General features: G+C 63.7%; 26 protein-coding genes and 1 riboswitch. Of the genes, 2 read left to right on the top strand and 24 right to left on the bottom strand.

Annotation, left to right across the window (positions count from 1 at the left end; all coding sequences use genetic code 11):
• Positions 1-80 precede the first annotated feature (80 nt).
• From AAGS40_RS13430 to AAGS40_RS13545, 24 genes are all read right to left on the bottom strand, one after another.
• On the bottom strand, positions 81-473 hold the full coding sequence (locus tag AAGS40_RS13430; protein ID WP_345811944.1) for a phosphoribosyl-ATP diphosphatase: 393 nt from the start codon (positions 471-473) through the stop codon (positions 81-83).
• Positions 470-880: a phosphoribosyl-AMP cyclohydrolase gene (gene hisI, locus AAGS40_RS13435; RefSeq protein ID WP_345811945.1), complete on the bottom strand. Its 411-nt coding sequence runs from the start codon at positions 878-880 to the stop codon at positions 470-472. Before hisI ends, AAGS40_RS13430 begins: the two co-directional genes overlap by 4 nt.
• A 1-nt stretch (position 881) precedes the next feature.
• Positions 882-1,655: an imidazole glycerol phosphate synthase subunit HisF gene (hisF, locus tag AAGS40_RS13440; RefSeq protein ID WP_345811946.1), complete on the bottom strand. Its 774-nt coding sequence runs from the start codon at positions 1,653-1,655 to the stop codon at positions 882-884.
• A gap of 331 nt (positions 1,656-1,986) precedes the next feature.
• A complete protein-coding gene (gene hisA / locus AAGS40_RS13445; protein WP_345811947.1) occupies positions 1,987-2,739 on the bottom strand; it encodes a 1-(5-phosphoribosyl)-5-[(5-phosphoribosylamino)methylideneamino]imidazole-4-carboxamide isomerase in 753 nt (250 codons plus the stop codon).
• Between the two features lie 213 nt (positions 2,740-2,952).
• Positions 2,953-3,594, bottom strand: a complete 642-nt coding sequence (gene hisH, locus AAGS40_RS13450; protein ID WP_345811949.1) for an imidazole glycerol phosphate synthase subunit HisH — start codon at positions 3,592-3,594, stop codon at positions 2,953-2,955.
• Positions 3,591-4,211 (bottom strand): YchE family NAAT transporter, encoded by a 621-nt coding sequence (locus AAGS40_RS13455; protein ID WP_345811951.1) that lies wholly within the window; start codon positions 4,209-4,211, stop codon positions 3,591-3,593. The genes hisH and AAGS40_RS13455 overlap by 4 nt, the downstream gene beginning before the upstream one ends.
• Positions 4,212-4,278: 67 nt before the next feature.
• Positions 4,279-4,866 carry an imidazoleglycerol-phosphate dehydratase HisB gene (hisB, locus tag AAGS40_RS13460; RefSeq protein ID WP_345811953.1) on the bottom strand — a complete coding sequence of 196 codons (588 nt, stop codon included), beginning with the start codon at positions 4,864-4,866 and terminating at the stop codon, positions 4,279-4,281.
• 68 nt (positions 4,867-4,934) lie between these two features.
• On the bottom strand, positions 4,935-6,005 hold the full coding sequence (gene hisC, locus AAGS40_RS13465; protein ID WP_345811954.1) for a histidinol-phosphate transaminase: 1,071 nt from the start codon (positions 6,003-6,005) through the stop codon (positions 4,935-4,937).
• 201 nt (positions 6,006-6,206) lie between these two features.
• On the bottom strand, positions 6,207-7,529 hold the full coding sequence (gene hisD / locus AAGS40_RS13470; RefSeq protein ID WP_345811955.1) for a histidinol dehydrogenase: 1,323 nt from the start codon (positions 7,527-7,529) through the stop codon (positions 6,207-6,209).
• Positions 7,530-7,582: 53 nt separating this feature from the next.
• On the bottom strand, positions 7,583-8,281 hold the full coding sequence (hisG, locus tag AAGS40_RS13475; RefSeq protein WP_345811956.1) for an ATP phosphoribosyltransferase: 699 nt from the start codon (positions 8,279-8,281) through the stop codon (positions 7,583-7,585).
• Positions 8,278-9,651, bottom strand: coding sequence for a UDP-N-acetylglucosamine 1-carboxyvinyltransferase (gene murA / locus AAGS40_RS13480; protein WP_345811958.1), 1,374 nt, complete (start codon positions 9,649-9,651; stop codon positions 8,278-8,280). The genes hisG and murA overlap by 4 nt, the downstream gene beginning before the upstream one ends.
• 13 nt (positions 9,652-9,664) lie before the next feature.
• Entirely contained in the window at positions 9,665-9,904 is a 240-nt protein-coding gene (locus AAGS40_RS13485) for a BolA family protein (RefSeq protein WP_345811960.1), read from the bottom strand.
• A 15-nt stretch (positions 9,905-9,919) separates the two neighbouring features.
• On the bottom strand, positions 9,920-10,675 hold the full coding sequence (locus tag AAGS40_RS13490) for an ABC transporter permease (protein WP_345811961.1): 756 nt from the start codon (positions 10,673-10,675) through the stop codon (positions 9,920-9,922).
• Positions 10,672-11,604, bottom strand: coding sequence for an ABC transporter ATP-binding protein (locus tag AAGS40_RS13495; RefSeq protein WP_345811963.1), 933 nt, complete (start codon positions 11,602-11,604; stop codon positions 10,672-10,674). The genes AAGS40_RS13490 and AAGS40_RS13495 overlap by 4 nt, the downstream gene beginning before the upstream one ends.
• A gap of 172 nt (positions 11,605-11,776) precedes the next feature.
• Complete coding sequence (locus AAGS40_RS13500) at positions 11,777-12,070, bottom strand: STAS domain-containing protein (RefSeq protein ID WP_345811965.1); 294 nt, start codon at positions 12,068-12,070, stop codon at positions 11,777-11,779.
• Positions 12,067-12,699, bottom strand: coding sequence for an ABC transporter substrate-binding protein (locus AAGS40_RS13505; protein ID WP_345811967.1), 633 nt, complete (start codon positions 12,697-12,699; stop codon positions 12,067-12,069). Before AAGS40_RS13505 ends, AAGS40_RS13500 begins: the two co-directional genes overlap by 4 nt.
• A gap of 124 nt (positions 12,700-12,823) precedes the next feature.
• Positions 12,824-13,894 (bottom strand): VacJ family lipoprotein, encoded by a 1,071-nt coding sequence (locus AAGS40_RS13510; RefSeq protein ID WP_345811968.1) that lies wholly within the window; start codon positions 13,892-13,894, stop codon positions 12,824-12,826.
• Between the two features lie 11 nt (positions 13,895-13,905).
• Positions 13,906-14,463, bottom strand: a complete 558-nt coding sequence (mlaD, locus tag AAGS40_RS13515; RefSeq protein WP_345811969.1) for an outer membrane lipid asymmetry maintenance protein MlaD — start codon at positions 14,461-14,463, stop codon at positions 13,906-13,908.
• Positions 14,464-14,554: 91 nt separating this feature from the next.
• Positions 14,555-15,322: a lipid asymmetry maintenance ABC transporter permease subunit MlaE gene (mlaE, locus tag AAGS40_RS13520; protein WP_345811970.1), complete on the bottom strand. Its 768-nt coding sequence runs from the start codon at positions 15,320-15,322 to the stop codon at positions 14,555-14,557.
• Entirely contained in the window at positions 15,319-16,140 is an 822-nt protein-coding gene (locus tag AAGS40_RS13525; protein ID WP_345811971.1) for an ABC transporter ATP-binding protein, read from the bottom strand. The genes mlaE and AAGS40_RS13525 overlap by 4 nt, the downstream gene beginning before the upstream one ends.
• Positions 16,141-16,234: 94 nt before the next feature.
• Positions 16,235-17,338 carry a thiamine phosphate synthase gene (gene thiE / locus AAGS40_RS13530; protein ID WP_345811972.1) on the bottom strand — a complete coding sequence of 368 codons (1,104 nt, stop codon included), beginning with the start codon at positions 17,336-17,338 and terminating at the stop codon, positions 16,235-16,237.
• Positions 17,335-18,150 carry a thiazole synthase gene (locus tag AAGS40_RS13535; RefSeq protein WP_345811973.1) on the bottom strand — a complete coding sequence of 272 codons (816 nt, stop codon included), beginning with the start codon at positions 18,148-18,150 and terminating at the stop codon, positions 17,335-17,337. Before AAGS40_RS13535 ends, thiE begins: the two co-directional genes overlap by 4 nt.
• 67 nt (positions 18,151-18,217) lie before the next feature.
• Positions 18,218-18,415: a sulfur carrier protein ThiS gene (gene thiS, locus AAGS40_RS13540; protein WP_345811974.1), complete on the bottom strand. Its 198-nt coding sequence runs from the start codon at positions 18,413-18,415 to the stop codon at positions 18,218-18,220.
• Between the two features lie 75 nt (positions 18,416-18,490).
• The gene (locus AAGS40_RS13545) at positions 18,491-19,621 is read right to left on the bottom strand and encodes an FAD-dependent oxidoreductase (protein ID WP_345811976.1); all 1,131 of its coding nucleotides are present in this window, start codon (positions 19,619-19,621) and stop codon (positions 18,491-18,493) included.
• Between the two features lie 228 nt (positions 19,622-19,849).
• A riboswitch (TPP riboswitch) is annotated at positions 19,850-19,973 on the bottom strand.
• A gap of 424 nt (positions 19,974-20,397) precedes the next feature.
• Between AAGS40_RS13545 and AAGS40_RS13550 the strand changes: the two genes are divergently transcribed.
• Both AAGS40_RS13550 and AAGS40_RS13555 read left to right on the top strand, forming a co-directional pair.
• Positions 20,398-22,149: an ABC transporter ATP-binding protein/permease gene (locus tag AAGS40_RS13550; protein ID WP_345811977.1), complete on the top strand. Its 1,752-nt coding sequence runs from the start codon at positions 20,398-20,400 to the stop codon at positions 22,147-22,149.
• Positions 22,146-22,928 (top strand): SDR family oxidoreductase, encoded by a 783-nt coding sequence (locus AAGS40_RS13555; RefSeq protein WP_345811979.1) that lies wholly within the window; start codon positions 22,146-22,148, stop codon positions 22,926-22,928. Before AAGS40_RS13550 ends, AAGS40_RS13555 begins: the two co-directional genes overlap by 4 nt.
• The last annotated feature ends 151 nt before the right edge of the window (positions 22,929-23,079 follow it).

Below are 23,079 nucleotides of genomic sequence, written 5' to 3' on the forward strand. Positions count from 1 at the left end.
ATGCGGATCAGATACGGATCAGATGCGTTCTGTCCGATGTGGACGCGCACGCGCGCCACTTCAAGACACCGCGCACGAAATCAGTCGCCGTTCTGCTCGCGCTCGCGGCTTTTGCGCAGCGCTTTCTCCTCGATGCCCGACATGCCCTCGCGGCGTTCGAGTTCGGCGAGCACGTCGGCGGGACTCAGATCGAAATGCGACAGCATCACGAGGCAGTGGAACCACAGATCGGCCACTTCGCCGACCAGCGCTTTCGGCGCGGCGCCGTGGCGCGCATCCTTGGCGGCCAGCACGACTTCGGTGGCCTCTTCGCCGATCTTCTTGAGCACGGCGTCGTCGCCCTTGTGAAAGAGGCGCGACACGTACGACACGTCTGGATCACCGCCCTTGCGGCTGTCGATGATCGCGGCGAGCCGCAACAGCGTGTCGGTCGTGGACGAAGCGGATTGCGGAGATTCGGTCAATTGCGTCATTTGTAGATCGTTTCAGGGTCTTTCAGCACGGGATCGACGGCGACCCACCCGCCCTCTTCCGCCGAGCCTTCGAATTTCTGGAAAAAGCACGAGTGGCGGCCGGTGTGGCATGCAATACCCGACACCTGCTCGACTTTCAGCAGTACGACGTCTTCGTCGCAGTCGAGTCGCACTTCATGCACATGCTGCACGTGGCCGGATTCCTCGCCCTTGAACCACAGGCGCTGACGGGAGCGCGAAAAATACACCGCGCGCCCCGTTTCGACGGTTTTTGCCAACGCTTCACGGTTCATCCACGCGAACATCAACACGTCGTTCGTCGTGGCTTCCTGCGCGATCACCGGCACGAGGCCATTCGCGTCCCATTTCACCTTGTCGAGCCAGTTTACTGCCGAGGGATTCACCACGTTACAACCTCACCGAAATGCCCTGATCGGCCATGAAGCGCTTGGCCTCGCCAACCGTGTGCTCGCCATAATGGAAGATACTGGCAGCCAGCACGGCATCGGCATGACCGTTTTTGATGCCGTCTGCGAGATCCTGCAGGTTGCCCACGCCGCCTGATGCAATGACCGGAATTGGCACGGCGTCGGACACCGCCCGGGTGAGCGCAAGGTCGAAACCGCTCTTGGTGCCGTCGCGGTCCATGCTGGTCAGCAGGATTTCCCCGGCGCCCAGATCGGCCATCTTGCGCGCCCATTCGACGGCATCCAGCCCGGTGGCTTTTCGGCCGCCATGCGTGAACACTTCCCAGCGCGGCGTTTCGCCGTCGGGCGACACGCGCTTCGCGTCGATCGCGACGACGATGCACTGCGAACCGTATCTGTCCGTGGCGTCCTTTACGAGTTGCGGATTTGCCACCGCCGACGAGTTCATGCTGATCTTGTCCGCACCCGCGTTCAGCAGACGCCGCACGTCTTCGACGGCGCGCACGCCGCCGCCGACCGTCAGAGGAATGAACACCTGCGAGGCGACGGCCTCGATAATTGGCAGGATCAGGTCGCGCTGGTCCGAGGTGGCGGTGATGTCGAGGAACGTGAGTTCGTCCGCGCCCTGATCGTCGTAGCGCCGGGCGATTTCGACCGGATCGCCGGCGTCGCGCAGTTCGACGAAGTTGACGCCTTTAACCACGCGTCCCGCCGTGACGTCGAGACAAGGGATGATGCGTTTAGCTAGAGCCATGATCTTGCAATTCTGCCATTACCGCTGATGGGGCCGCCCGTTTCAGACTGCAAACGAACGGTACGGAGCCGGCGCGGCCGGCATGCGTTGCGCATGGAAGCGGCGCCATCGCCGCGCACGCCGCCGCGTTGCGCCCTGTTGATACGCCGCGACGCGGGCGAGTGAAAGCGCGCGGTGGGTCGTACCTGGGTCGCGCCGCGGGTCGTCGCCGCCGATACCGTGGCCGGTGCCCGAATCTACACGTGCCGCATGGATGAGTCAGTGGGCGAGCCGAACGAGCCGCTCATGTACGCCCGTCTTCGCCACCGGACGCACAAGTAGCACGTTAGCCTCAGGCGTCGTCCGATTCGCGCAAACGGTCAGCGAGTGTCTGCGCGGCCGCGAAGTCGAGATCGCCTGAATAGATTGCACGGCCGCAGATCACGCCTTCAATGCCTTCATCTTCGACCTCGCAGAGCGACTCGATGTCCGTCAGGTTCGACAAACCACCGCTCGCGATCACCGGAATCCGCACCGCGCGCGCGAGGCGTACCGTGGCCTCGATATTGATGCCCTGCAGCATGCCGTCGCGGCCAATGTCGGTGTAGATGATCGACTCGCAGCCGTAGTCCTCGAACTTGCGCGCGAGATCGGCCACTTCGTGACCGGTCAGCTTGCTCCAGCCGTCGGTGGCCACCTTGCCGTCCTTGGCGTCGAGACCCACGATGATATGACCGCCGAACGCCGTGCATGCGTCCTGCAGAAAGCCGGGATTCTTCACCGCCGCCGTGCCGATGATGACATACGACAGACCGTCGTCGAGATAGCGCTCGATCGTGTTCAGGTCGCGAATGCCGCCGCCGAGCTGAACGGGAATCTCACCGCCCACTTCGTCGATGATCGCGCGGATCGCGTCTTCATTTTTCGGCTTGCCGGCGAACGCGCCATTCAGATCGACGAGATGCAGCCGGCGCGCGCCGCGGTCGACCCAATGCCGGGCCATTGCCGCCGGTTCCTCGGAAAATATCGTCGCCTGGTCCATATCGCCCTGCTTGAGGCGTACACAGTGACCATCTTTCAGGTCGATGGCGGGAATCAGCAGCATAGCAATCGGGTGTTGTGTGGGAATGGGTTGATGGTCGGCGGCAGCGGCTGATTGTCCAGCCCTCCGGAACGCCGTTTCGCTAGTTTAGTACAACTCTTTCGACGCCCTTGCCAGGCGTCGGACTGCGGCGAATCGTCATGCGGCGAAAGTTGCGCACTCCGCACGACGCGCTGGCGGCGCGGCGTCGGACTGCGTCTGCTCGAAGATCGTCGCTCACGGGTTCCAGTGCACGAAGTTGCGATACACGCGCAATCCCGCGTCAGCACTCTTTTCGGGGTGAAACTGGGTCGCGAAGATGTTGTCCCGCGCCACCGCCGACGTAAAGGGGACACCGTACACCGTTTCGCCCGACGTGTGAGCGCTAATCGCAGGCACAACGTAATAACTGTGCACGAAATAGAAAAAAGCGTTGTCGGCGACGCCTTCCCACAACGGATGCGACTGCGCCTGACGCACGCGGTTCCAGCCCATCTGCGGGACCTTGAAACGCGAGCCGTCGTCCTGCAGTTGCCCCTCGAGGTCAAAACGCAGCACCTTGCCCGGCAGCAGACCGAGACCCGGCGTATTGCCCTCGGCGCTCCAGTCGAACAGCATCTGCTCGCCGACGCACACGCCCATCAGCGGCTTCGTACGCGAGGCCTCGATTACCGCTTCCTGAAGTCCCGACTCCGCGAGACTGCGCATGCAATCGGGCATCGCGCCCTGACCGGGAAGCACTACGCGGTCGGCCGCGCGGATGGCCTCCGGCTGCTCGACGATCGCCACGTCCGCTTCCGGCGCGGCTTTGCGCAATGCCTGGGCCACCGAACGCAGGTTGCCCATTCCGTAATCCACAATCGCTATCGAAGTTTTCATTTCAAATTTGGCAACAATGCCTTCAATCCGTCGACGATGAACTCCACCGCCAGCGCCGACAACATCAAACCCATGAGCCGCGTGCCGATGTTGATACCCGTGCGACCAATCCAGCGTGCAATCGGTTCGGCAAGCCGCAACGCGAAAAAGCAGATCGTCGCCAGCACCGCGCCGATCGCGACGAGGCTGATGCGGTCATACCAATGCGCCGAACCAGCCGCGTAGATGATCGTGGTGCTGATCGCGCCCGGCCCCGTCAACAGCGGAATGGCAAGCGGCACGACCGCGATGTTGTCCTTCTGCTCGGCTTCGTGGCGTTCTTCCGGCGTGGAACGGCTGTTGCCGATCTGCGCATTCAGCATGTTGATCGCCATCAGCAACATGATGATGCCGCCGCCCACTTCGAGCGAGCCGACCGAAATGCCGAAGAAACTGATGATCTGCTGCCCGAACAGCGTGGTCACTGCAATCACGCAGAACACCGAAATCGATGCGATCCGAATGGTTCTGCGCCGCTCCTCATCGCTCTGCTGCGCCGTGAGGCTCATGAAGAACGGGATGGCGCCGACCGGGTTAATCAACGCCAGCAGCGATATAAACGACTTCAGAATGTCCATCGCACACCGGGCGCGCGTTGGCGCGGCCGGCCAGGTTCCGAGGCGTGAAAGGATCGTTAAGGGTGGCTTAGAGGCTGCCTTTGGTCGACGGAATCTGCCCCGCCGCGCGTTCGTCCAGTTCGACGGCCATGCGAATCGCCCGCCCGAACGCCTTGAACACGGTTTCCATCTGGTGATGGGCGTTCAGGCCGCGCAGGTTGTCGATATGCAGCGTCACGCCGGCATGATTCACGAAACCACGGAAAAATTCGATCGAAAGATCGACGTCGAACGAGCCGATGCGCGCGCGCGTGAACGGCACATGGAATTCGAGTCCCGGCCTGCCGGAGAAATCGATGACGACGCGCGACAGCGCTTCGTCGAGCGGCACATAGGCGTGACCGTAGCGGCGAATGCCTTTCTTGTCGCCGATCGCGCGGGCGACCGCCTGACCGAGCGTGATGCCGACGTCTTCGACCGTATGGTGGTCGTCGATTTCCAGGTCGCCATGCGCTTCGATGTCGAGATCAATCAGGCCATGCCGCGCGATCTGGTCGAGCATATGGTCGAGGAACGGCACGCCGGTGGCCAGCTTCTGCTGACCGGTACCGTCCAGGTTGATCTTCACACGGATCTGCGTTTCGCTGGTATTGCGAACGACTTCCGCAAGGCGCATGGTAATTCCTCGATTCAAGCTAGAAAGCGATAGTAGTGGAGAGGGGAACGCGGCAGCCGGCGCGCCGTTCAGTGCAGCACGAGTTTCAGACCGGCGAGCAATTGAGCGTTTTCTTCGGGCGATCCGACGGTCAAACGCACACAATTGGCCAGCAATGGGTGCATTTTACTCACGTTTTTGATCAGAACCCGCGCGGCGAGCAGGGTTTCGAACAGAACCGATGCATCCGGGACTCGCACCAGCAGGAAGTTGCCCGCACTCGGAAACACCTGCGCGCCGGGCAATTGCGCAACGGCTTCGGCAAGTTTCGTGCGTTCGTCGCGCAATTGCGCGGCCTGCGCGTCGAGCACGTCGACGTGATCGAGCAGGAAGTCCGCGGCCGCCTGTGTCAGCACGTTAGTGTTGTACGGCGGACGCACCTTGTCGAACTCGGTCAGCCAGGCGGCCTTGCCGACCAGATAGCCCAGGCGGATTCCCGCGAGGCCGAGCTTCGAGACGGTACGCATTACGACGACGTTGTCGAACGCGTCGGCGCGCGGCAGCCAGCTCTTCTGCGCGAACGGTTGATACGCTTCGTCGATCACCACGAGGCTCCTGCTCGCGGCGGCAATGATGCGCTCCATGTCGGCGTCGTCGAACATCGTGCCCGTGGGGTTGTTCGGGTACGCGAGGTAGATGATTGCCGGTTCGTGCTCGGCGATTGCGGCGAGCATTGCTTCGGTGTCGAGCGTGAAATCGGCGTTCAGCGGCACGCCGACAAACTCCAGATTGGCCAGCTTCGCCGACATCTGATACATGACGAATCCAGGCACCGGCGCGAGCACTTTGGCACCGGGCTTCGCGCATGCGACCGACACCATGCTGATGATTTCATCCGAGCCGTTGCCGAGCAGCACGTCGCAGCCCGCAGGCACGCGCATCACGCGCTTGATCTTTTCGATGAGCGCATCGGGACGCGGGGCCGGATAGCGGTTAAGCGCAACGCCCGCGAGGTGTTCGCCCAGGTGGGCAGCCAGCACCGCCGGCAGCGGAAACGGATTTTCCATTGCGTCGAGCTTGATATAGCCCGTGGCGTCCGGAACGGGATAGCTCGTCATTGCGAGCACGTCGCGGCGGATGATGTCTTGAGGTGTCGTCATAGGTCAGTGGACCGGGCGCCGCGAGGAGCAGCTGCCCGGCATGCGCGGCATACGCGCCGCGCCGGTTTGGTCTCTGTTGTCGTTATTTGAACGGAGCGTCGCGTGAAATCCGTCGGCTTATTTGCACCAGGTGCAAAACGGTCCGATCACTGCATGCCGCCGGACTGGCCGGCATGCCGGTTCGCGGCCGCAAAGAGCCGCTCAGCCGTGATGCCGCATCCGGTACTCGGCGCTGCGGGCGTGTGCCTGCAGCCCTTCGCCGTAAGCAAGCTCGGCGGCGATTTCCCCCAGCGTCTGCGCGCCCTCGGCGCTCACCTCGATCACGCTCGAACGCTTGAAGAAATCATAGACGCCCAGCGGCGACGAGAACCGCGCGGTACGAGACGTGGGCAACACGTGGTTCGGCCCCGCGCAATAGTCGCCAAGGCTTTCGCTCGTGTAGCGGCCGAGGAAGATCGCACCGGCGTGACGGATCAGCTTGCCCCACTGATGTGGCTCCAGCGCCGAAATTTCCAGATGTTCCGGGGCAATGTCATTCGCGATTGCGCACGCTTCCGCCATATCGCGCACCTTGACCAGCGCACCGCGGCCTTCCAGCGACGCGCGGATCACGTCGCGACGCGGCATGGTAGGCAACAGTTCGTTGATTGCGTCGTGCACGCGGCTGATGAACGCATCGTCCGGGCACAGCAGAATGGATTGCGCGAGTTCGTCATGCTCGGCTTGCGAAAACAGGTCCATCGCGACCCAACGCGGATCAGTGGTGCCGTCGCACAGCACGAGGATTTCCGACGGCCCCGCAATCATGTCGATGCCGACGATGCCGAACACACGACGCTTGGCCGACGCCACATACGCATTGCCCGGGCCGCAGATCTTGTCCACCGCCGGAATGCTTGCCGTGCCATACGCGAGCGCGCCCACCGCCTGCGCGCCGCCGATCGTGAACACGCGATCGACGCCGCCCAGCAACGCCGCCGCCAGCACCAGCGGATTCTTCACGCCGTCCGGCGTAGGTACGACCATCACGATTTCGCGAACGCCCGCCACGCGCGCCGGAATGGCGTTCATCAGCACCGACGACGGATACGCTGCCTTGCCGCCCGGCACGTAAATGCCCGCGCGATCCAGCGGCGTGACCTTCTGACCAAGCACCGTGCCGTCGGCTTCCGTGTATTGCCAGCTGTGGCTGCCGCACTCGATCTTCTGCTTCTCGTGATAGCCGCGCACGCGTGCTGCGGCGGCTTCCAGCGCCGCGCGACGCTTGGGTTCGAGGCCTTCCAGCGCCGCTTCGAGTTCCGACATCGGCAGCTCGAGTGCGTCGACGCTTTTCGCGTCGAGCCGGTCGAAGCGGTTCGTATAGTCGAGCACCGCAGCGTCGCCGCGCGCCTTCACGTCGCTCAGAATCTGCGCGACCGAGCGTTCGATCGCTTCGTCTTCGCTCGCCTCGAACGCGAGCACCGCATGCAGCGACTTCTGGAAGTCAGGTGCGGTGGAATCGAGTTTGCGAATCTTGATAGACATACGGGTATCCGTTACGGTAAGGCGCGCTTTGCAGCGAGGTCACACTCACTCTATCAGGCCGCCGCGGCGCCTGCTTTCGATGCGCGTTCGAACGCATCGAGGATCGGCCGCAGCGCGGCGCGCTTGAGTTTGAGCGCCGCCTGGTTCACCACGAGGCGCGACGAAATCTGCATGATCTCCTCCACCTCGACGAGATTGTTGGCGCGCAAGGTATTGCCCGAGCTGACCAGATCGACGATCGCATCGGCCAGGCCGACGAGCGGCGCCAGTTCCATCGACCCGTACAGCTTGATCAGGTCGACGTGGACACCCTTCGCCGCAAAGTGCTCGCGCGCGGTCTCCACGTACTTGGTCGCCACGCGTAAGCGGGCGCCCTGGCGCACGGCGTTCGCATAATCGAAACCCGCCGCCACCGCGACCGACATGCGGCAGCGCGCAATATCCAGATCGACAGGCTGGTACAGCCCGCTGCCGCCGTGCTCCAGCAGTACGTCTTTGCCCGCCACGCCGAAATCGGCCGCGCCGTATTCGACGTACGTGGGGACGTCCGTTGCGCGAACAATGATCACGCGCAGGTTGGCGTCGGTGGTCGGCAGGATCAGCTTGCGCGAGGTTTCGGGATCTTCGGCCACTTCAATGCCTGCTGCAGCGAGCAACGGCAGCGTTTCCTCGAAGATACGCCCTTTCGACAAAGCCAGCGTAAGCGGCGCGCTCACGGCCGGCGAAGTCGACGTTTGCGGCACCGAACTCATGCCTGGCCCTCTGCCTGAGCGCCCGACACACGGCGCACTTTCGCGCCGATCGCAGTCAGCTTGGTTTCCATCTTGTCGTAGCCGCGATCCAGGTGATAGATGCGGTCGATCAGCGTTTCGCCTTCAGCGCGCAACGCGGCGATCACGAGACTCGCAGACGCGCGCAGGTCCGTTGCCATCACCTTCGCGCCGGACAGCTTTTCGACGCCGGTCACGAGCGCCGTGTTGCCGTCGATCGTGATATTGGCGCCGAGCCGGTTCAATTCCTGCACGTGCATGAAGCGATTTTCGAAAATCGTCTCGACGACCTGCGAGGTGCCGTCGGCCAGCGCGTTCAGCGCCATGAACTGCGCCTGCATGTCGGTCGGAAACGCCGGATATTCAGAGGTGCGGAACGTGACGGCGCCCGGACGCTTATTCATGCTCACGCGCATCCAGTCATCGCCTTCTTCGATCGTCACGCCGGCTTCGCGCAGCTTTTCGGTGACGGCCTCAAGAATCAACGGACGCACCGCGCGCAACGTGACGTCGCCGCCGGCGGCCGCCACGGCACACAGGAACGTGCCGGCCTCGATGCGGTCGGGAATGACCGTGTGTTTTGCGCCATGCAGTTTGTCGACGCCCTGGATTACGAGACGATCGGTGCCAATGCCGTCGATCTTCGCGCCCATCGCAACCAGCAGATGCGCGAGGTCGCCGACCTCCGGCTCACGCGCCGCGTTTTCGATGACCGTTTCGCCCTCGGCGAGCACGGCCGCCATCAGCAGGTTTTCGGTGCCGGTCACCGTGATCATGTCCGTGACGATACGCGCGCCTTTCAGACGCGTGGCGCGCGCTTCGATGAAGCCGTGCTCGATCGTGATTTCGGCGCCCATCGCCTGCAAACCCTTGATGTGCTGATCCACCGGGCGCGCGCCGATCGCGCAGCCGCCGGGCAGCGACACGCGCGCATGACCGAAGCGTGCGACGAGCGGGCCGAGCACGAGGATCGACGCACGCATGGTCTTCACCATTTCGTACGGCGCGACGAGATTATCGACCTTCGACGCGTCGAGCGACACGCGGCCCTCGCCGCTCTCGATCCGCACACCCATCTGGCCGAGCAGCTTGAGCATGGTGCGCACGTCCTGCAGGTCGGGCACGTTTTCCAGATGCACCGGCTCCGCGCTCAGCAGGGCCGCGCACAGGATCGGTAACGCCGCGTTCTTCGCACCCGAGACGACGACTTCGCCCGACAGCGGGTGACCACCTTCAATGACGAGTTTATCCATACCTGTCAGTTCCTGATGTTCCCGGACTGCAGCCGGGCCAGCTTTGTCTGTGTTCGACGCGCCGCTGCCAGCGTCACGCCCTTCTTGAGTGATTCGCACTAAATTTCCAGAGTTACGCGGTCTGCCATTCGGCGGGCGTCAGCGTCTTCATGCTGAGCGCGTGAATTTCTTCGCGCATGCGGTCGCCGAGCGCCGCGTACACGAGTTGATGGCGGGCGATCAGACGCTTGCCTTCGAAGCTTGGCGAGACGATCGTCGCAAAGAAATGCTGACCGTCGCCTTCGACTTCGAGATGTTCGCAGGCGAGTCCGGCGGCAATGTATTGCTTGACCTGTTCGGGAGTGGGCAACATGAGAGAAGCTCCTCGTCAGTGGCGCAGTTTGTAGCCGGCGGCGAGCATGCGCATCGCGATCACGGCCAGCACCACGAAGAAACCGGCGACGATCGCGAGGCTCACGAGCGGATTGATATCCGACATCCCGAAGAAGCCAAAGCGAAAGCCGTCGATCATGTAGAAAAACGGATTGAGCCGCGACACTTCACGCCACACCGGCGGCAGCGTGTGCGTGGAGTAGAACACGCCCGAGAGGAAGGTGAGCGGCATGATCAGAAAATTCTGGAACGCGGCCAGCTGATCGAACTTGTCAGCCCAGATGCCTGCGATCAGGCCCAGCGTGCCCAGAATCGCCGCGCCGAAAATCGCGAACAGAATGATGAACAGCGGGGCGGTGAAGCTGACTGGCACGAACCAGATCGTCACGATGAACACGCCGAAACCTACGGCGAGCCCACGCACCACCGCGGCGAGCACGTAAGCACCGAACATTTCGTAGTGCGACAGCGGCGGCAACAGCACGAACACCAGATTGCCGGTGATCTTCGACTGGATCAGCGACGACGAACTATTGGCAAACGCATTCTGCAACACGCTCATCATCACGAGACCCGGAATCAGGAAACTCGTGTATTCGACGCCAGGATAGACCTGCACGTGACCGCGTAAGGCATGGCCGAAAATCGTCAGATACAGCAGCGCGGTAATGACCGGCGCCAGCACGGTCTGAAACGCCACCTTCCAGAACCGCAGAAGTTCCTTGTAAAACAGCGTGCGGAAACCGCTCATGCAAGCCCCTCGATCACTTCCGGACCGTTCATCACCTGAACGAAAACGTCTTCGAGATCGGCTTTGCGGACCTCGATTTCTTCGAATGTGCAACCCGCCGCGCGACACTTGGCCAGAATCGGCTCCACGTCGTCATAACTCGCCAGACGTAGCAGATGCTGACGGCCGTTGCCGTTGCCCGCGCCGCCCTCGGCTTCGAGCATGCGCAGTTCGGCCGGCAGCGTGCCTCGCGCGAAACGCACGAACAGTTGCATGCCGGCGAAGCGTTGCAGCAACGCGCTGGTGCGTTCGAGCGCCACGACCTCACCGCGCCGCAACATGGCGATGCGATCGCACAGCGACTCCGCTTCTTCAAGATAGTGGGTGGTCAGCACGATCGTGTGACCTTCGCGATTAAGTCGCGAAATGAACTTCCACAGCGTTTGGCGCAGTTCGACGTCCACTCCGGCCGTGGGCTCGTCCAGCACGATCACCGGCGGCCGGTGCACCAGTGCCTGCGCAACCAGCACGCGCCGCTTCATGCCGCCCGACAGCGCGCGCATGTTCGCGTCGGCTTTGTCGGTGAGGTCGAGGTTGGCCATGATCTCGTCGATCCACGCGTCGTTGTTGCGCAAACCGTAGTAGCCGGACTGGATGCGCAAAGTCTCGCGCACGGTGAAGAACGGATCGAACACGAGCTCTTGCGGCACGACACCGAGCGCGCGGCGGGCGTCGCGGAAGTCGCTCACCACGTCGTGGCCGCGGACCGCGATGCTGCCTTCGTCGGCGCGCGCGAGACCGGCGAGTATGCTGATGAGCGTCGTCTTGCCCGCGCCGTTCGGACCGAGTAGTCCGAAGAACTCGCCTTCTTCCACCGTAAGGCTGACGCCCTTGAGCGCCTGCAAATCCTTATAGCGCTTCTTGACGTTACGAATTTCTATGGCTGACATGACTGGGGGCCGCGTGCAACGCAGCGCCTAAAGTAGCCCGAAGAGGGCGCACAAATGCTGGGAGGAACGAAATTGGGGCCGGTAAGGCGCCCCAAAAAACGTTTGATTATAGGGCAAAAAACGGTGGCCCTATCTCGCGAGGAGGGGAGTTTGAAGTTGACGCGTCAGAGCGTCAATGTCGCGTGGCGATCAGCGTGTCGACGCCGTAAGCATGCGCGAGACTGGCGAGGCCAGCCGGCAGATTGACGATCTCGAAGTGGGTGCCACGTGCCTGGGCGGCACGCTCCCATGCGAGCAACACGGCCAGCGCGGACGAATCGAATTGCCTGAGCGGCGAGCAATCTACGCCGTTCGCGCCTGCCGCAATACGCTGAAGACCCGCCAGGAGCGCGGTCTTCGCGCTCTCGTGAGTCAATGTCGCGGCGCATTCGAAACGGCTCGCGACCGGGCTCAGCACCTCGCTCACGACTGCTTGCCCGCGGCGAGTTGCTGGTTGCGCTGCGTGAGGAACTGGATCAGGCCTTCAACGCCCTTCTGCTGGATCTGTTCGTTGAACTGTTGCTGGTATGCCTGGATCAGCCACGCGCCGAGCACGTTGATGTCATACACACGCCAGCCTTGCGGCGTCTTGTACAGGCGGTAGTCCAGCTCGATCGGCGAGCCGTTGTTCATCACGACCGAGCGAACCACCGTGTCGGTGTCGTCGGGGTTCATGCGGAACGGCTTGTACTGGATCTGCTGGTCGCGCACCTGCGCAAGCGCGCCCGAATACGTGCGAATGAGCAGCATCTTGAACTGCTCGACCACCTGGTTCTGCTGCTCCGGCGTTGCGTTGCGCCAGTTGCGGCCCATCGCCAGCTGCGTGGTGCGACGGAAGTCCGTGTACGGCAGGATCTTCTCGTTGACGAGACGCGTGATGTGCGAGATGTCGCCCTGCTGGATCGACTTGTCGGAACGCACAGCGTCGATCACCTGCTGGGTGACCGTCTTGATCATGCCGTCCGGCGAATTGGTGTCCACCGCTTGTGCTGACGCGCCGGCACTCATCAACGAGAAAAATGCGGCGAACAGCGGAATCAGGAAGAATTTTTTCATTTCGAGCCTTGCCTTAAAAATAGTGCAACCGTTTGAGCCGACATTAGCACGCGAGTTCAGCGGCAATCCACGCGCAAACTGCGAGAGTCGTATCGATCTGTTACGGCAGCATGACTCCGCCCATTCAGCGCAGTCTGAATGAAGGGAAGTTAAAACGCGTGGGCGGCACGAGTTGTCCCGCCGGAATCTGCGTGGTTTCAGGACCGCCATTCAGATCGAGCGGCGGCGACTCCGCCGTGCCCGACGCCGCCTCAGGTGCCGCCGCGGTCGGATTGGCCGCCGCCGACGAGCCACCCTGCGGCGGCGTGGCGGCCGTGGCGCCCGACGCAGGCGCCGCTTTCGCGGCAGCACCTTGCGTGCCCGCTGCCGTGCCGGCCGTGCCTGTGACGCCTGCTGCGGGCGCGGCTGCCGCGCCGCTGTCGACGTCGTCGTACTTGGGCAGCGGTGCCTCGTCCCCGCCATAGTTCGGCAGAGACGCCGACTGCTTGCCGTCCGACAGAAGGTACTGGCGGCGTTGCAGATACGCATTACGCACGAACGAGTATTTGTCGAGCGCCGCGCCTTCCAGCACATCGCTGGCGTTCAGCAGATTCGCGCGCGTGTTGATTACGTTCAGACCGTACAAGCCCCAGCTCAACCCCGCCGGGTCGACATAGCTCAGTGGGTTGATGTAGTAGTTGCCAACCGAACCGACCGCGTCGCGCACCGTGCTCGGCCCGAACAGCGGCAGCACGAGATACGGGCCCGCCGGCACGCCGTAATGGCCGAGCGTCAGGCCGAGGTCGTTGTCGTGCTTGGGCAGCTTGGCGAGCGTGGCCACGTCGAACAGACCGCCGACACCGAACACCGTGTTGATCACGATCCGCATGATGTCTTCCACGCCGTCGGTGATCTTCAGCTGCAGCAGGTTGTTTGCCGCAATGTAGACGTCGCCGATATTCGAGAAGAAGTTCGTCACGCTGTCGCGCACCGGCTGCGGCGTGACCGCCACATAGCCCTTGGCGACCGGCTTCAGCGCGTACTGGTCGATCTTGTCGTTGACCGTGAAGATGGTGCGGTTCAGGCCTTCGAGCGGATCGCCTTTGGTCGGCGTCTGCACCGTCGAACAGCCGGCTGACACGACCAACGCGGCCACGGCGACAGCCAGCCTGGCGGACTGGAAGGCGGCCGCGCCCCTGATGCGTGAGGTCTGCATTGTTATTCTCCTTATTGGCTCGCCGCGCCGGAGGCGGGCGAGGCCGGTACCGTGGGTGCCACCGCGGGCGGCGTAGCGGGCGCGGGCGAAGCCGAGCCTGGCTTGGACGCGCCAGAATCCGCGGCCTTGCTGTACAGGAACTGACCGATCAAATTTTCCAGCACAATGGCCGACTGCGTCATGGAGATCGTGTCGCCCGCCTTCAGCATCTCCGAGTCGCCGCCCGGCTCGAGCCCGATGTATTGCTCGCCGAGCAGGCCGGAAGTCAGAATCTTTGCCGAGCTGTCTTTCGGAAACTGATATTGCTTGTCGATATCAATGGTGACGACAGCCTGATACGAGTTGCTGTCGAAACCGATCGTGCCGACGCGGCCCACCGTCACGCCCGCGCTTTTCACGGGTGCCCGGGCCTTGAGGCCGCCGATATTGTCGAACTTGAGTTTGACCGGGTACGTTGCCTGAAACGACAACGAGCTCATGTTGCCGGCCTTCAGCGCAAGAAACAGCAACGCCACGAAACCCAGCACCACGAACAGGCCGACCCAGAAGTCGAGAGCAGTCTTTTTCATTGTCTTCCCAAAGTGAATCCGCCACGCCGCCGACGTTTCCCACCGCGCGCAATCCAGAACCGCGCCGGCACAGAAAACGGGCCGCGCAGTCCTAACTGAACATCAGTGCAGTCAGCAGAAAATCGAGGCCGAGCACCGCAAGCGACGCGTACACGACGGTTTTGGTCGTGGCGCGCGACACGCCTTCCGGCGTCGGCTTGGCTTCATAGCCCTGAAACAGCGCCACGAACGTCACCGCGAGGCCGAACACCAAACTCTTGATGACGCCGGCGCCGACGTCGCGCCACACATCCACGCCGCCTTGCATTTGCGACCAGAATGCGCCGGCATCGACGCCGATCAGCAGCACGCCCACCACATAACCGCCGAACACGCCGACCGCGCTGAAGATCGCGGCAAGAATCGGCATGGAGATGATGCCGGCCCACAGGCGCGGCGCCACCACGATCTTGACGGGGTCGACCGCCATCATTTCCATGGCCGTCAGTTGCTCCCCCGCCTTCATCAAGCCGATTTCAGCGGTGAGCGACGTGCCCGCACGGCCGGCGAACAAGAGCGCGGTGACCACCGGGCCGAGCTCCCTCACGAGCGACAACGCCACCAGTAAGCCCAACGCCTGCTCGGAACCATATCGATTCAGCGTGTAATAACCCTGCAGACCCAGCACGAAGCCGACGAACAGGCCCGACACGGCAATGATCACCAGCGAATAATTACCTACGAAGTGGATCTGCTTCGTGACAAGGCGCGGCCGGCGAAGCAGCGGGAAGAATTCGAGTACGAGCCGGATGAAAAAGCGCGTAGCGTAGCCGGCCGTGCCGAGCCCGCCGATAACAGAGCGACCGATCGCGCTGATCATGCCTGACCTCCGCCGACGCCGAAGTCCGCCGCGAGCGGCGTCTTGCTCGGGTAATGGAATTTGAAAGGACCATCCGGCGCGCCGTCGATGAACTGCCGCACCGTGGGATCGGACGAAGCACGCAGCTCGGCCGGCGTGCCCTCGGCATGCACACCGCCGTTCGCGAGGAAGTACACGTAGTCGGCAATGGCGAACGACTCCGGCACGTCATGGGTAACGAGAATCGACGTGGCCCCGAGCGCCTGGTTCAATGCGCGAATCAGATTGGCGGTAATGCCGAGGGAAATGGGATCGAGACCGGCGAACGGCTCGTCGTACATCATCAGTTCAGGGTCGAGCGCGATGGCGCGTGCCAGCGCAACACGTCGCGCCATGCCGCCCGAAATCTCCGACGGCAACAGCTCGCGCGCACCCCGCAAGCCGACCGCGTTGAGCTTCATCAACACGAGATCGCGGATCAGTTCTTCGGGCAGATCAGTGTGCTCGCGCAATGCAAACGCGACGTTTTCGAATACCGACATGTCGGTAAACAACGCGCCGAACTGGAACAGCATGCCCATTTTGCGGCGCAGCGCATACAGGCCGTCGCGGCTTTGCCGACCGACATCCTGGCCTTGAAACAGGATCTGGCCGCGCTGTGCGCGCACGAGACCGCCGATCAGCCGCAACACCGTCGTCTTGCCGCAGCCCGAACCGCCCATCACGGCGACCACCTGGCCGCGCTTGAAGCGCAGGTTCAGGTTCGACAGGACGAGCCGGTCGCCGTAACCGAAGTCGACGTCGCGCAGCTCGAGTAAGGTCTCGGGGGTGGAAGACACGAAACTGACAGTCCTTTTACACGGAAGGCCGAATTATAGGGCCATCATGCAAAAGTTGCCGTGAGGTGCCCTGTCCCTTGAACAAGTGTGACGATTATTGCGCAAATGCATGTTGCAGTGCAGAAACCGCAGCCGCCGGATCGGCCGCTTCCGTCACTGCCCGCACGACCGCCGCACAGCCGACGCCCGTTGCCAGCACGTCCGGAAGCACTTGCAGATCGATGCCGCCAATCGCCACCAGAGGAACGACGCCGTCGAGCAGGCGCACGTAGCGTGCCAGACGTCGTAGTCCTTGCGGCGCAGTCGGCATGACCTTGGTCGTGGTCGGAAAGACCGCACCGAGTGCAATGTAGCTTGGACGGAAATGTAGCGCCTTGAGAATCTCGTAGAAACCGTGCGTCGACAGACCAAGCCGGACACCGGCATCGGCAAGCGCCGACAGATCCGCCGTGTGCACGTCTTCCTGACCCAGATGAACGCCATAGGCGCCCGCATCGAGCGCAGCCTGCCAGTGGTCGTTGATGAACACCTGTGCGTCGTGCTTGCGTCCCGCTGCCACGCACCGCGCGACTTCACGCTTCAGTTCGTCGGCAGGTTCGGCCGACTTACGGCGCAATTGCACCGTTTTCACGCCGAAACCCACCACGCGTTCCACCCACTCCGCCGTTGGCAGCACCGGATACAAGCCGAGCCGCGCCGGGCAGCGGGCAAAGGCTTGCGACGGTGCATCCGGCAGGCTGGCGACGCGCGGAAAGTGCGACAGGTCCGCCGGGAAGGCGTCGACGGCGCGCGTTTCGTCGCCGTCTCGCCAAGCGAGCGCCAGCACGAGCGCGTCGTGCGGGTCGAAACCACAATCGAGGAATGCGGCGAGCGCCGGTATCCAGTCTTCCGCGAGTTCGCCTTCGAGGCGGTACTTTTCGCCCCCCAGGTGAAGCGAGGCCTTGCCCTGCGCGGCCTCGATCACCCCCGCGCCTCGCACCAGCCAGCGCGCAACCTGCTCGCCATGCTGCTGCGCGTCCGCGATCACGATCAGATCACCGCCGTTCGGCGCCTCGGGCGCGGTGAGGCAGATGCGCCACGGCGCGTGCGTCGGCGGCCAGTCGCCAAGACGCGCGCGAATCCGTTCGGCCGCTTCGGTCAGTTCGTCGGCGGGCGGCCAGAAGAGGTCGCGGTCTTTCAATGCCAGAGTTCGTGTCATGCGGCGCTCCCGTCCTGATGCCAGAAAGGCATGCCGACCACCGGCGTGCTCGCGTGGGCGCTTTCGCGCTCGGCCATCGGTCCCGCCAGAAAAGCCTGGCGGCCCGCTTCGACACCCAGCGCGAAGGCGCGCGCCATCGCGTCCGGATGCGTGGCCTGCGAAACGGCCGTGTTCAACAGCACGCCGTCGAAGCCCCATTCCATCACCTGGGCCGCGTGCGATGGCACGCCGAGACCGGCATCCACGATCAGCGGCACGTCCGGCAGACGCTCGCGCAGCACGCGCAAGCCGTACGGGTTGATGACGCCTTTGCCGGTGCCGATCGGCGCGCCCCACGGCATGAGCGCTTCACAACCGGCGTCCAGCAGACGGCGGCCGATCACCAGATCTTCCGTGCAATACGGCAGCACCTTGAAACCGTCCTTGATCAACTTTGCCGCCGCTTCGATCAGCCCGATAGGGTCAGGCTGCAACGTGTAGTCGTCGCCGATCAGTTCGAGCTTGATCCATTCGGTATCGAAAATCTCGCGCGCCATGTGCGCGGTCGTCACCGCCTCGCCGACAGTGAGGCACCCTGCGGTATTCGGGAGCAGCGGCACGCCGTGACGTTTGAGGAGATTGAAGAAGCCGGCTTCGGCGCCGCCCTCGTTCATCTGGCGACGCAGCGCGACGGTCACCATACCGGGCTTCGCTGCGTCGATCGAATCGGACAGCGATTGCAGCGACGGATAGCGCGACGTGCCGAGCAGCACGCGGCTCGCGAACGTGTGGCCATACAGCGTGAGCGCGTCGGCGCTCTGGGGGGTAGTCATTTGCATAGTCTGTTATCTCCGGCAACCGGCAGTCCGGCAAAACGGCAAGTTGCGCACGGGCGGGCGCTCAACCGCCCGCCACGGGTTGCACGACATCGAGCCTGTCGCCCGGCCGCAGCGCGCGCGCCGCATGCTGGGTGCGCGCCACGAAATCCCCGTTCAGCGCGACGGCAAACGGCGGACGCGCACCGAATGCGGCCAGCGCATCCGCGACAGTCGCGCCCTCGGGCAGCGTCAACGGCTTCTGATTGATCTGAATGTCCATGGTGTTCGAATGCGGTTGAATCGGTGATGACCCACGTACGGCGGCCCGCCGGCGTGCACACAGGATGCGCAATGCCTATGCCGGCTCCCATGCGGAATCCAGTTGAAAAAGTTCGCTCCAGCGCGCGCCGCGCTGCCAGTCGGCAAACGCATTCGCGTCGCGGATGCGCCCGTCGAGCAGCGCCGACGCGAAACGCACGGCTTCGTCGGCGACTTCGGGCACGATCATGTAGCCGTGCCGGTACAGGCCGTTTACGCGCAGGGTCTGCGCGCCGTCCCAGCGCAAAGTCGGACGGTGGTCCGGCAACGTCGGACGGCACTGCGAATTCAGTTCGAGAATGCGCGCCTCGCCGAAACCGGGGTGCACGGAAAACGCCGCGCTCAACAGTTCGAGCGCCGAGCGCACGCTCACGGGCGACATGTCCTCGCCCTCGACCTCGGTCGCGCCGATCACGTACAGGTCGTCCTGCTTCGGTGCGATATAGAGCGGATAGCGCGGATGCAGAAGCCGCACGGGCCGCGTCAGCCTGATTCCGGGCGCATGCACCCGCGCGACTTCGCCGCGAATACCGCGCAGCGAGGGCAGCACGGGTTTCGCGCCGAGCCCGCGGCAGTCGATCGTGATGCGCGCGGCCGGAAGCGCGTGGTCATCGACCGGCGTGTTCCAGTGTGTTTCCACCCCACGTTGCGCAAGACCCGCCGCAAGCGCGGACAGTACCTGCCGGTTGTCGAGCTGGCCCTCGTGCGGCAGCAGCCAGCCCTGGTTGAAGCGGCCGGCAAGCGCCGGTTCCGCCGCCCCGAGCTGTGCCCCCGCCAGCGTGACGAAACCGCCGTCGAGCAGTTCGGCCGGCGCGTTCGAGCGCACGCGGCGCTCGAAAAGCGGCGCTTCGGTGCGGTCGGCATGATGCCAGACGACGAGTGTGCCGTTGCGCTGGAAAAACACCGGCTCGGGCAGTGCGGCAAGCACCTGCGGCCACGTTTCGAGCGAACGCGCGCCAAGGCGCGTTATCAGAAGTTCGGCGCTGGCCGCTTCGGCGAGCGGCGCGAGCATCGCGGCGGCGACCCAGGCGGCCGCCTGCGAACCGGCGGCGTCGCCGCGCTCGTAAAGCGCAACACGATGCCCTTCTCCGGCAAGCCGCCACGCGACGAGACGCCCGCACAAACCGCCGCCGAGCACCGCGAAATCGGGTTGGGCAACGCGGTTCATCGCGCGCACCTTACGTCATGGCGCACGTCGGCAACGAAGCGGCAACAGCACGGCCGGAGCACGGCGGCGCAGCGAGGAGCAAAACACATATCTGAAGAATAGGCGGTCATCGGGTCCTTTTCGGCACGGCCAAAAAACGCACGTACCCAGGACGAAACCGGCGGGCAAGGCCAGCCGGGCAAAATGCGCGTACCAATGACGGACGCTGCCCGGCGGGGAATGGAAGACTGGCTGCTTCCGGAAACTTCCCGCGCCGGTATTACCCGGATCGGGTGCAAAGGGTCTCTCTCAGCCTCGCCGCCGCGGCATGAAAATCACGCCGCCTGTGGGCGAAGCACCCCTGTTTCGTCGAAGCCCATTAGACCATAAAAGCCGTGGCGCCCGCAAACCAGCGCCGCGCGAGCCAGCACCGCGCCTGATCTGGCACCGCTGTTTGTTTTATCGATACGGCCGGGCGCAACGCTCTGGCACAATGCCTCGGACAGGTGCCGCTCTGGCGCGGCGCCGGCGGCGTGCGTCCGCGGGTTACGGCAAGACTGCACGCAATTGCAGCCCCGATACGCAAGCAGCGAAAATTAATTTTCGCTTAAGGGCTTCGCGCCAGAATCGGACGCTCGTGCGCACGCGCGTTTGTCGAGCGCGACACCCGACAGGAACGCCAACCCGTCGTCACGCGGCCCGAAACGTGCGGCGTCCGGCGGGAACACCCAGCCCGAACCGGCGCATGAGAGCCGCTCAGGTTGGGACAGCACCTCCAGCACTTCATCAGGATGCTCATGACACCGAATACCTCTGCCAGCCCCGAGCTGCCGCCCGACGAAAAAGTCTCCGCCTGGAGCCTGATCAAACCTTACTGGGTCTCCGAAGAAAAGAAATTTGCGTGGGCGCTGCTCATCGCGATCATCGTGATGAACCTGCTCGTGGTGTGGATCAACGTGCGTCTGAACCGCTGGAGCGCCGACTTCTACAACGCGCTGCAAACCAAGAACGTGCACGATTTCCCGCACCTGCTGATGGTGTTTTCGGCGCTCGCGTTCGGTTTCATCATTCTTGCGGTGTATGGGCGCTATCTGCGTCAGATGCTCGGGTTCCGCTGGCGTCAATGGCTCACTACCCGTTATCTGAACGAGTGGCTGCACGACAGCGCGTTCTACCGGATCGAGCGCGATCGTCTCGCCGACAACCCCGACCAGCGGATCAGCGACGACCTCCAGTCATTCGCCACCAGCACGCTGTCGCTGACGCTCGACCTGCTTTCCACCGTCGTCACGCTGGTTTCGTTCATCACGATCCTGTGGTCGCTGGCCGGCGCGTTGACCATCTCGCTCGGCGGCATGCCACTCCAGATTCCCGGCTACATGGTGTGGGCGGCGGCACTTTACGCGGTGGTCGGCTCGCTGATTATCCAGAAGGTCGGCCACCCGCTCGTGCCGATCAACTATCAGGCGCAGAAGGTGGAGGCGGATTTCCGTTTCGGCCTGATCCGTCTGCGCGAAAACGCGGAACAGGTCGCCTTCTACAAAGGCATGGAAACGGAGAAGACGAACGCGCATACGCTGTTCGGCCGAATCCGCGACAACTGGTGGCAAGTGATGAAGTACACCAAGCGGCTCACCTTCGTGCTCAGCTTCTATGGTCAGATCGCCATCATCTTCCCGCTGGTCGTCGCCGCGCCGCGCTATTTCGCGGGCGCGTTCACGTTCGGCGTGCTGATGCAGATTTCCAGCGCGTTCGGCACCGTCAGCGACTCGTTCTCGTGGTTCATCAACAGTTACGGCACGTTGGTCGAATGGCGCGCCACGGTGAACCGGTTGCGTGAATTCAAGCGTGTCGTGCATTCGCCGCGTCTGAAAGAATCGGTTTCGCCGGCCACTGCGCACGGCGGCATCAACCTGCATTTCGTCGACGACAACAAGCTCTCCACCGAAGGCCTCAAGCTGGCGCTGCCGAACGGCAGCCCGCTGTCGCACATCCGCGATATCGCGATCAAGCCGGGCTCGCGCTGGCTGGTGCGCGGCCCTTCGGGTTCGGGCAAGAGCACGTTGATGCGTGCGCTCGCCGGCCTCTGGCCGTTCGGCGACGGCTCGATCGACGCGCCGGTCAACGCGCGCATGATGTTCATTCCGCAAGTGAGCTACATGCCGATCGGCACGCTGAAAGCCGCGCTCGCCTACCCGTCGGCGGCTGACGTCTATTCGGACGATGACTGCCGGGAAGCGCTCGTCACCTGCCACCTGTCCGAGTATGCCGACCGTCTGCAGGAGTCGGGACACTGGACCCGCATCCTGTCGCCGGGTGAACAGCAGCGTCTCGCCGCCGCGCGCGTGCTGCTGCACAAGCCGGACTACCTGTTCCTCGACGAAGCCACCAGCGCGCTCGACGCGGAAAACGAAGCGCGCGTCTACCGCCTCTTCACCGAGCGGTTGCCGAAGGCGGCGATTGTCAGCGTCGCGCATCGCGAATCGCTCGCGGCGTATCACGAGGAAACGCTCGACGTCGAGCGGTCGGGCGAAGCCATCGCCGCATGAGCGCGGACCGATCCGCCGCGTTCGATCGCGCCGTGCTGATAACCGGCGCGGGCTCCGGCATCGGCGCGGCGCTTGCCCGCAGAATCGCCGCGCCCCGCACGGCTTTGATGCTGCATGCGCGCGGCGCCGATCAAGCGTCGCGCGACCGGGTCGCACAGGTCGCCGCGGACTGCACCGCCAACGGTGCGCATTGCGCGACGGTATTTGGCGATCTCGCCGAGCGAGACGTGGCGGAACAGGTGGTGAGCGAAACGCTGGCGAGCTTCGGCGCGCTGGATCAGTTGGTCGCCAATGCGGGCCACGCGCAGCGGCAAACCTTGCAATCGCTCGAGGCCGACCAGTTGCAGTGCGCGTTCGCCGCCATGCCGGCCGCGTTCGCGGCGCTGGTCAGACGCGCCGCGCCGGCGCTTACCGCGTCGCAGCGCGGGCGCGTGGTTGCGCTGAGCTCGTTCGTCGCGCACAGCTATCGCGCCAACGCGCCTTTCGCGGCCACCGCGGCGGCAAAAGCGGCGCTCGAATCGCTGGCTAAAACCGCGGCGGCGGAACTTGCGCCGCACGGCGTTACCGTCAACTGTATGGCGCCCGGCTATACGCGCAAAGATCGCGGACCGAGTGCCGGGAACGCGCCCGTCTGGCAGCGCGCCGCCGAAGCCACACCGCTCGGTCACGTCGCCGAACCTGCGGACATCGCGGCGCTGATCGCGTTTCTCCTCTCGGACGAAGCGCGCCACATTACGGGCCAGGTGATTCACGTCGACGGCGGCCTGACGCTCGGCTAAAGCTCACACCGTCGCCACGCCTGCAACACCCTGCAATATCCCGAAACACGTGAGAAGAGTTCGAAAGCATTTGCGAAGCCGGCGAGTTGTTCTCCGCTTTGAAAGTGCGCCGTTGCAGCGACGATAGTCGTGCGGGCCGTACCACGCGCTG

Source organism: Paraburkholderia sp. PREW-6R (genome assembly GCF_039621805.1).
Classification (GTDB): Bacteria; Pseudomonadota; Gammaproteobacteria; order Burkholderiales; family Burkholderiaceae; genus Paraburkholderia.

Coding starts and splice junctions, on each gene's coding strand:
- AAGS40_RS13505 (WP_345811967.1), bottom strand. CDS start 12,699: ATGAAAAAATTCTTCCTGATTCCGCTGTTCGCCGCATTTTTCTCGTTG.
- thiE (WP_345811972.1), bottom strand. CDS start 17,338: ATGACACGAACTCTGGCATTGAAAGACCGCGACCTCTTCTGGCCGCCC.
- AAGS40_RS13455 (WP_345811951.1), bottom strand. CDS start 4,211: ATGGACATTCTGAAGTCGTTTATATCGCTGCTGGCGTTGATTAACCCG.
- AAGS40_RS13495 (WP_345811963.1), bottom strand. CDS start 11,604: ATGTCAGCCATAGAAATTCGTAACGTCAAGAAGCGCTATAAGGATTTG.
- hisC (WP_345811954.1), bottom strand. CDS start 6,005: ATGACGACACCTCAAGACATCATCCGCCGCGACGTGCTCGCAATGACG.
- AAGS40_RS13490 (WP_345811961.1), bottom strand. CDS start 10,675: ATGAGCGGTTTCCGCACGCTGTTTTACAAGGAACTTCTGCGGTTCTGG.
- hisD (WP_345811955.1), bottom strand. CDS start 7,529: ATGTCTATCAAGATTCGCAAACTCGATTCCACCGCACCTGACTTCCAG.
- AAGS40_RS13485 (WP_345811960.1), bottom strand. CDS start 9,904: ATGTTGCCCACTCCCGAACAGGTCAAGCAATACATTGCCGCCGGACTC.
- mlaE (WP_345811970.1), bottom strand. CDS start 15,322: ATGATCAGCGCGATCGGTCGCTCTGTTATCGGCGGGCTCGGCACGGCC.
- hisG (WP_345811956.1), bottom strand. CDS start 8,281: ATGAGTTCGGTGCCGCAAACGTCGACTTCGCCGGCCGTGAGCGCGCCG.
- hisB (WP_345811953.1), bottom strand. CDS start 4,866: ATGCGCCTTGCGGAAGTCGTTCGCAATACCAGCGAAACGCAGATCCGT.
- AAGS40_RS13545 (WP_345811976.1), bottom strand. CDS start 19,621: ATGAACCGCGTTGCCCAACCCGATTTCGCGGTGCTCGGCGGCGGTTTG.
- mlaD (WP_345811969.1), bottom strand. CDS start 14,463: ATGAAAAAGACTGCTCTCGACTTCTGGGTCGGCCTGTTCGTGGTGCTG.
- hisH (WP_345811949.1), bottom strand. CDS start 3,594: ATGAAAACTTCGATAGCGATTGTGGATTACGGAATGGGCAACCTGCGT.
- hisA (WP_345811947.1), bottom strand. CDS start 2,739: ATGCTGCTGATTCCCGCCATCGACCTGAAAGATGGTCACTGTGTACGC.
- AAGS40_RS13550 (WP_345811977.1), top strand. CDS start 20,398: ATGACACCGAATACCTCTGCCAGCCCCGAGCTGCCGCCCGACGAAAAA.
- AAGS40_RS13510 (WP_345811968.1), bottom strand. CDS start 13,894: ATGCAGACCTCACGCATCAGGGGCGCGGCCGCCTTCCAGTCCGCCAGG.
- AAGS40_RS13535 (WP_345811973.1), bottom strand. CDS start 18,150: ATGACTACCCCCCAGAGCGCCGACGCGCTCACGCTGTATGGCCACACG.
- thiS (WP_345811974.1), bottom strand. CDS start 18,415: ATGGACATTCAGATCAATCAGAAGCCGTTGACGCTGCCCGAGGGCGCG.
- AAGS40_RS13555 (WP_345811979.1), top strand. CDS start 22,146: ATGAGCGCGGACCGATCCGCCGCGTTCGATCGCGCCGTGCTGATAACC.
- AAGS40_RS13430 (WP_345811944.1), bottom strand. CDS start 473: ATGACGCAATTGACCGAATCTCCGCAATCCGCTTCGTCCACGACCGAC.
- hisF (WP_345811946.1), bottom strand. CDS start 1,655: ATGGCTCTAGCTAAACGCATCATCCCTTGTCTCGACGTCACGGCGGGA.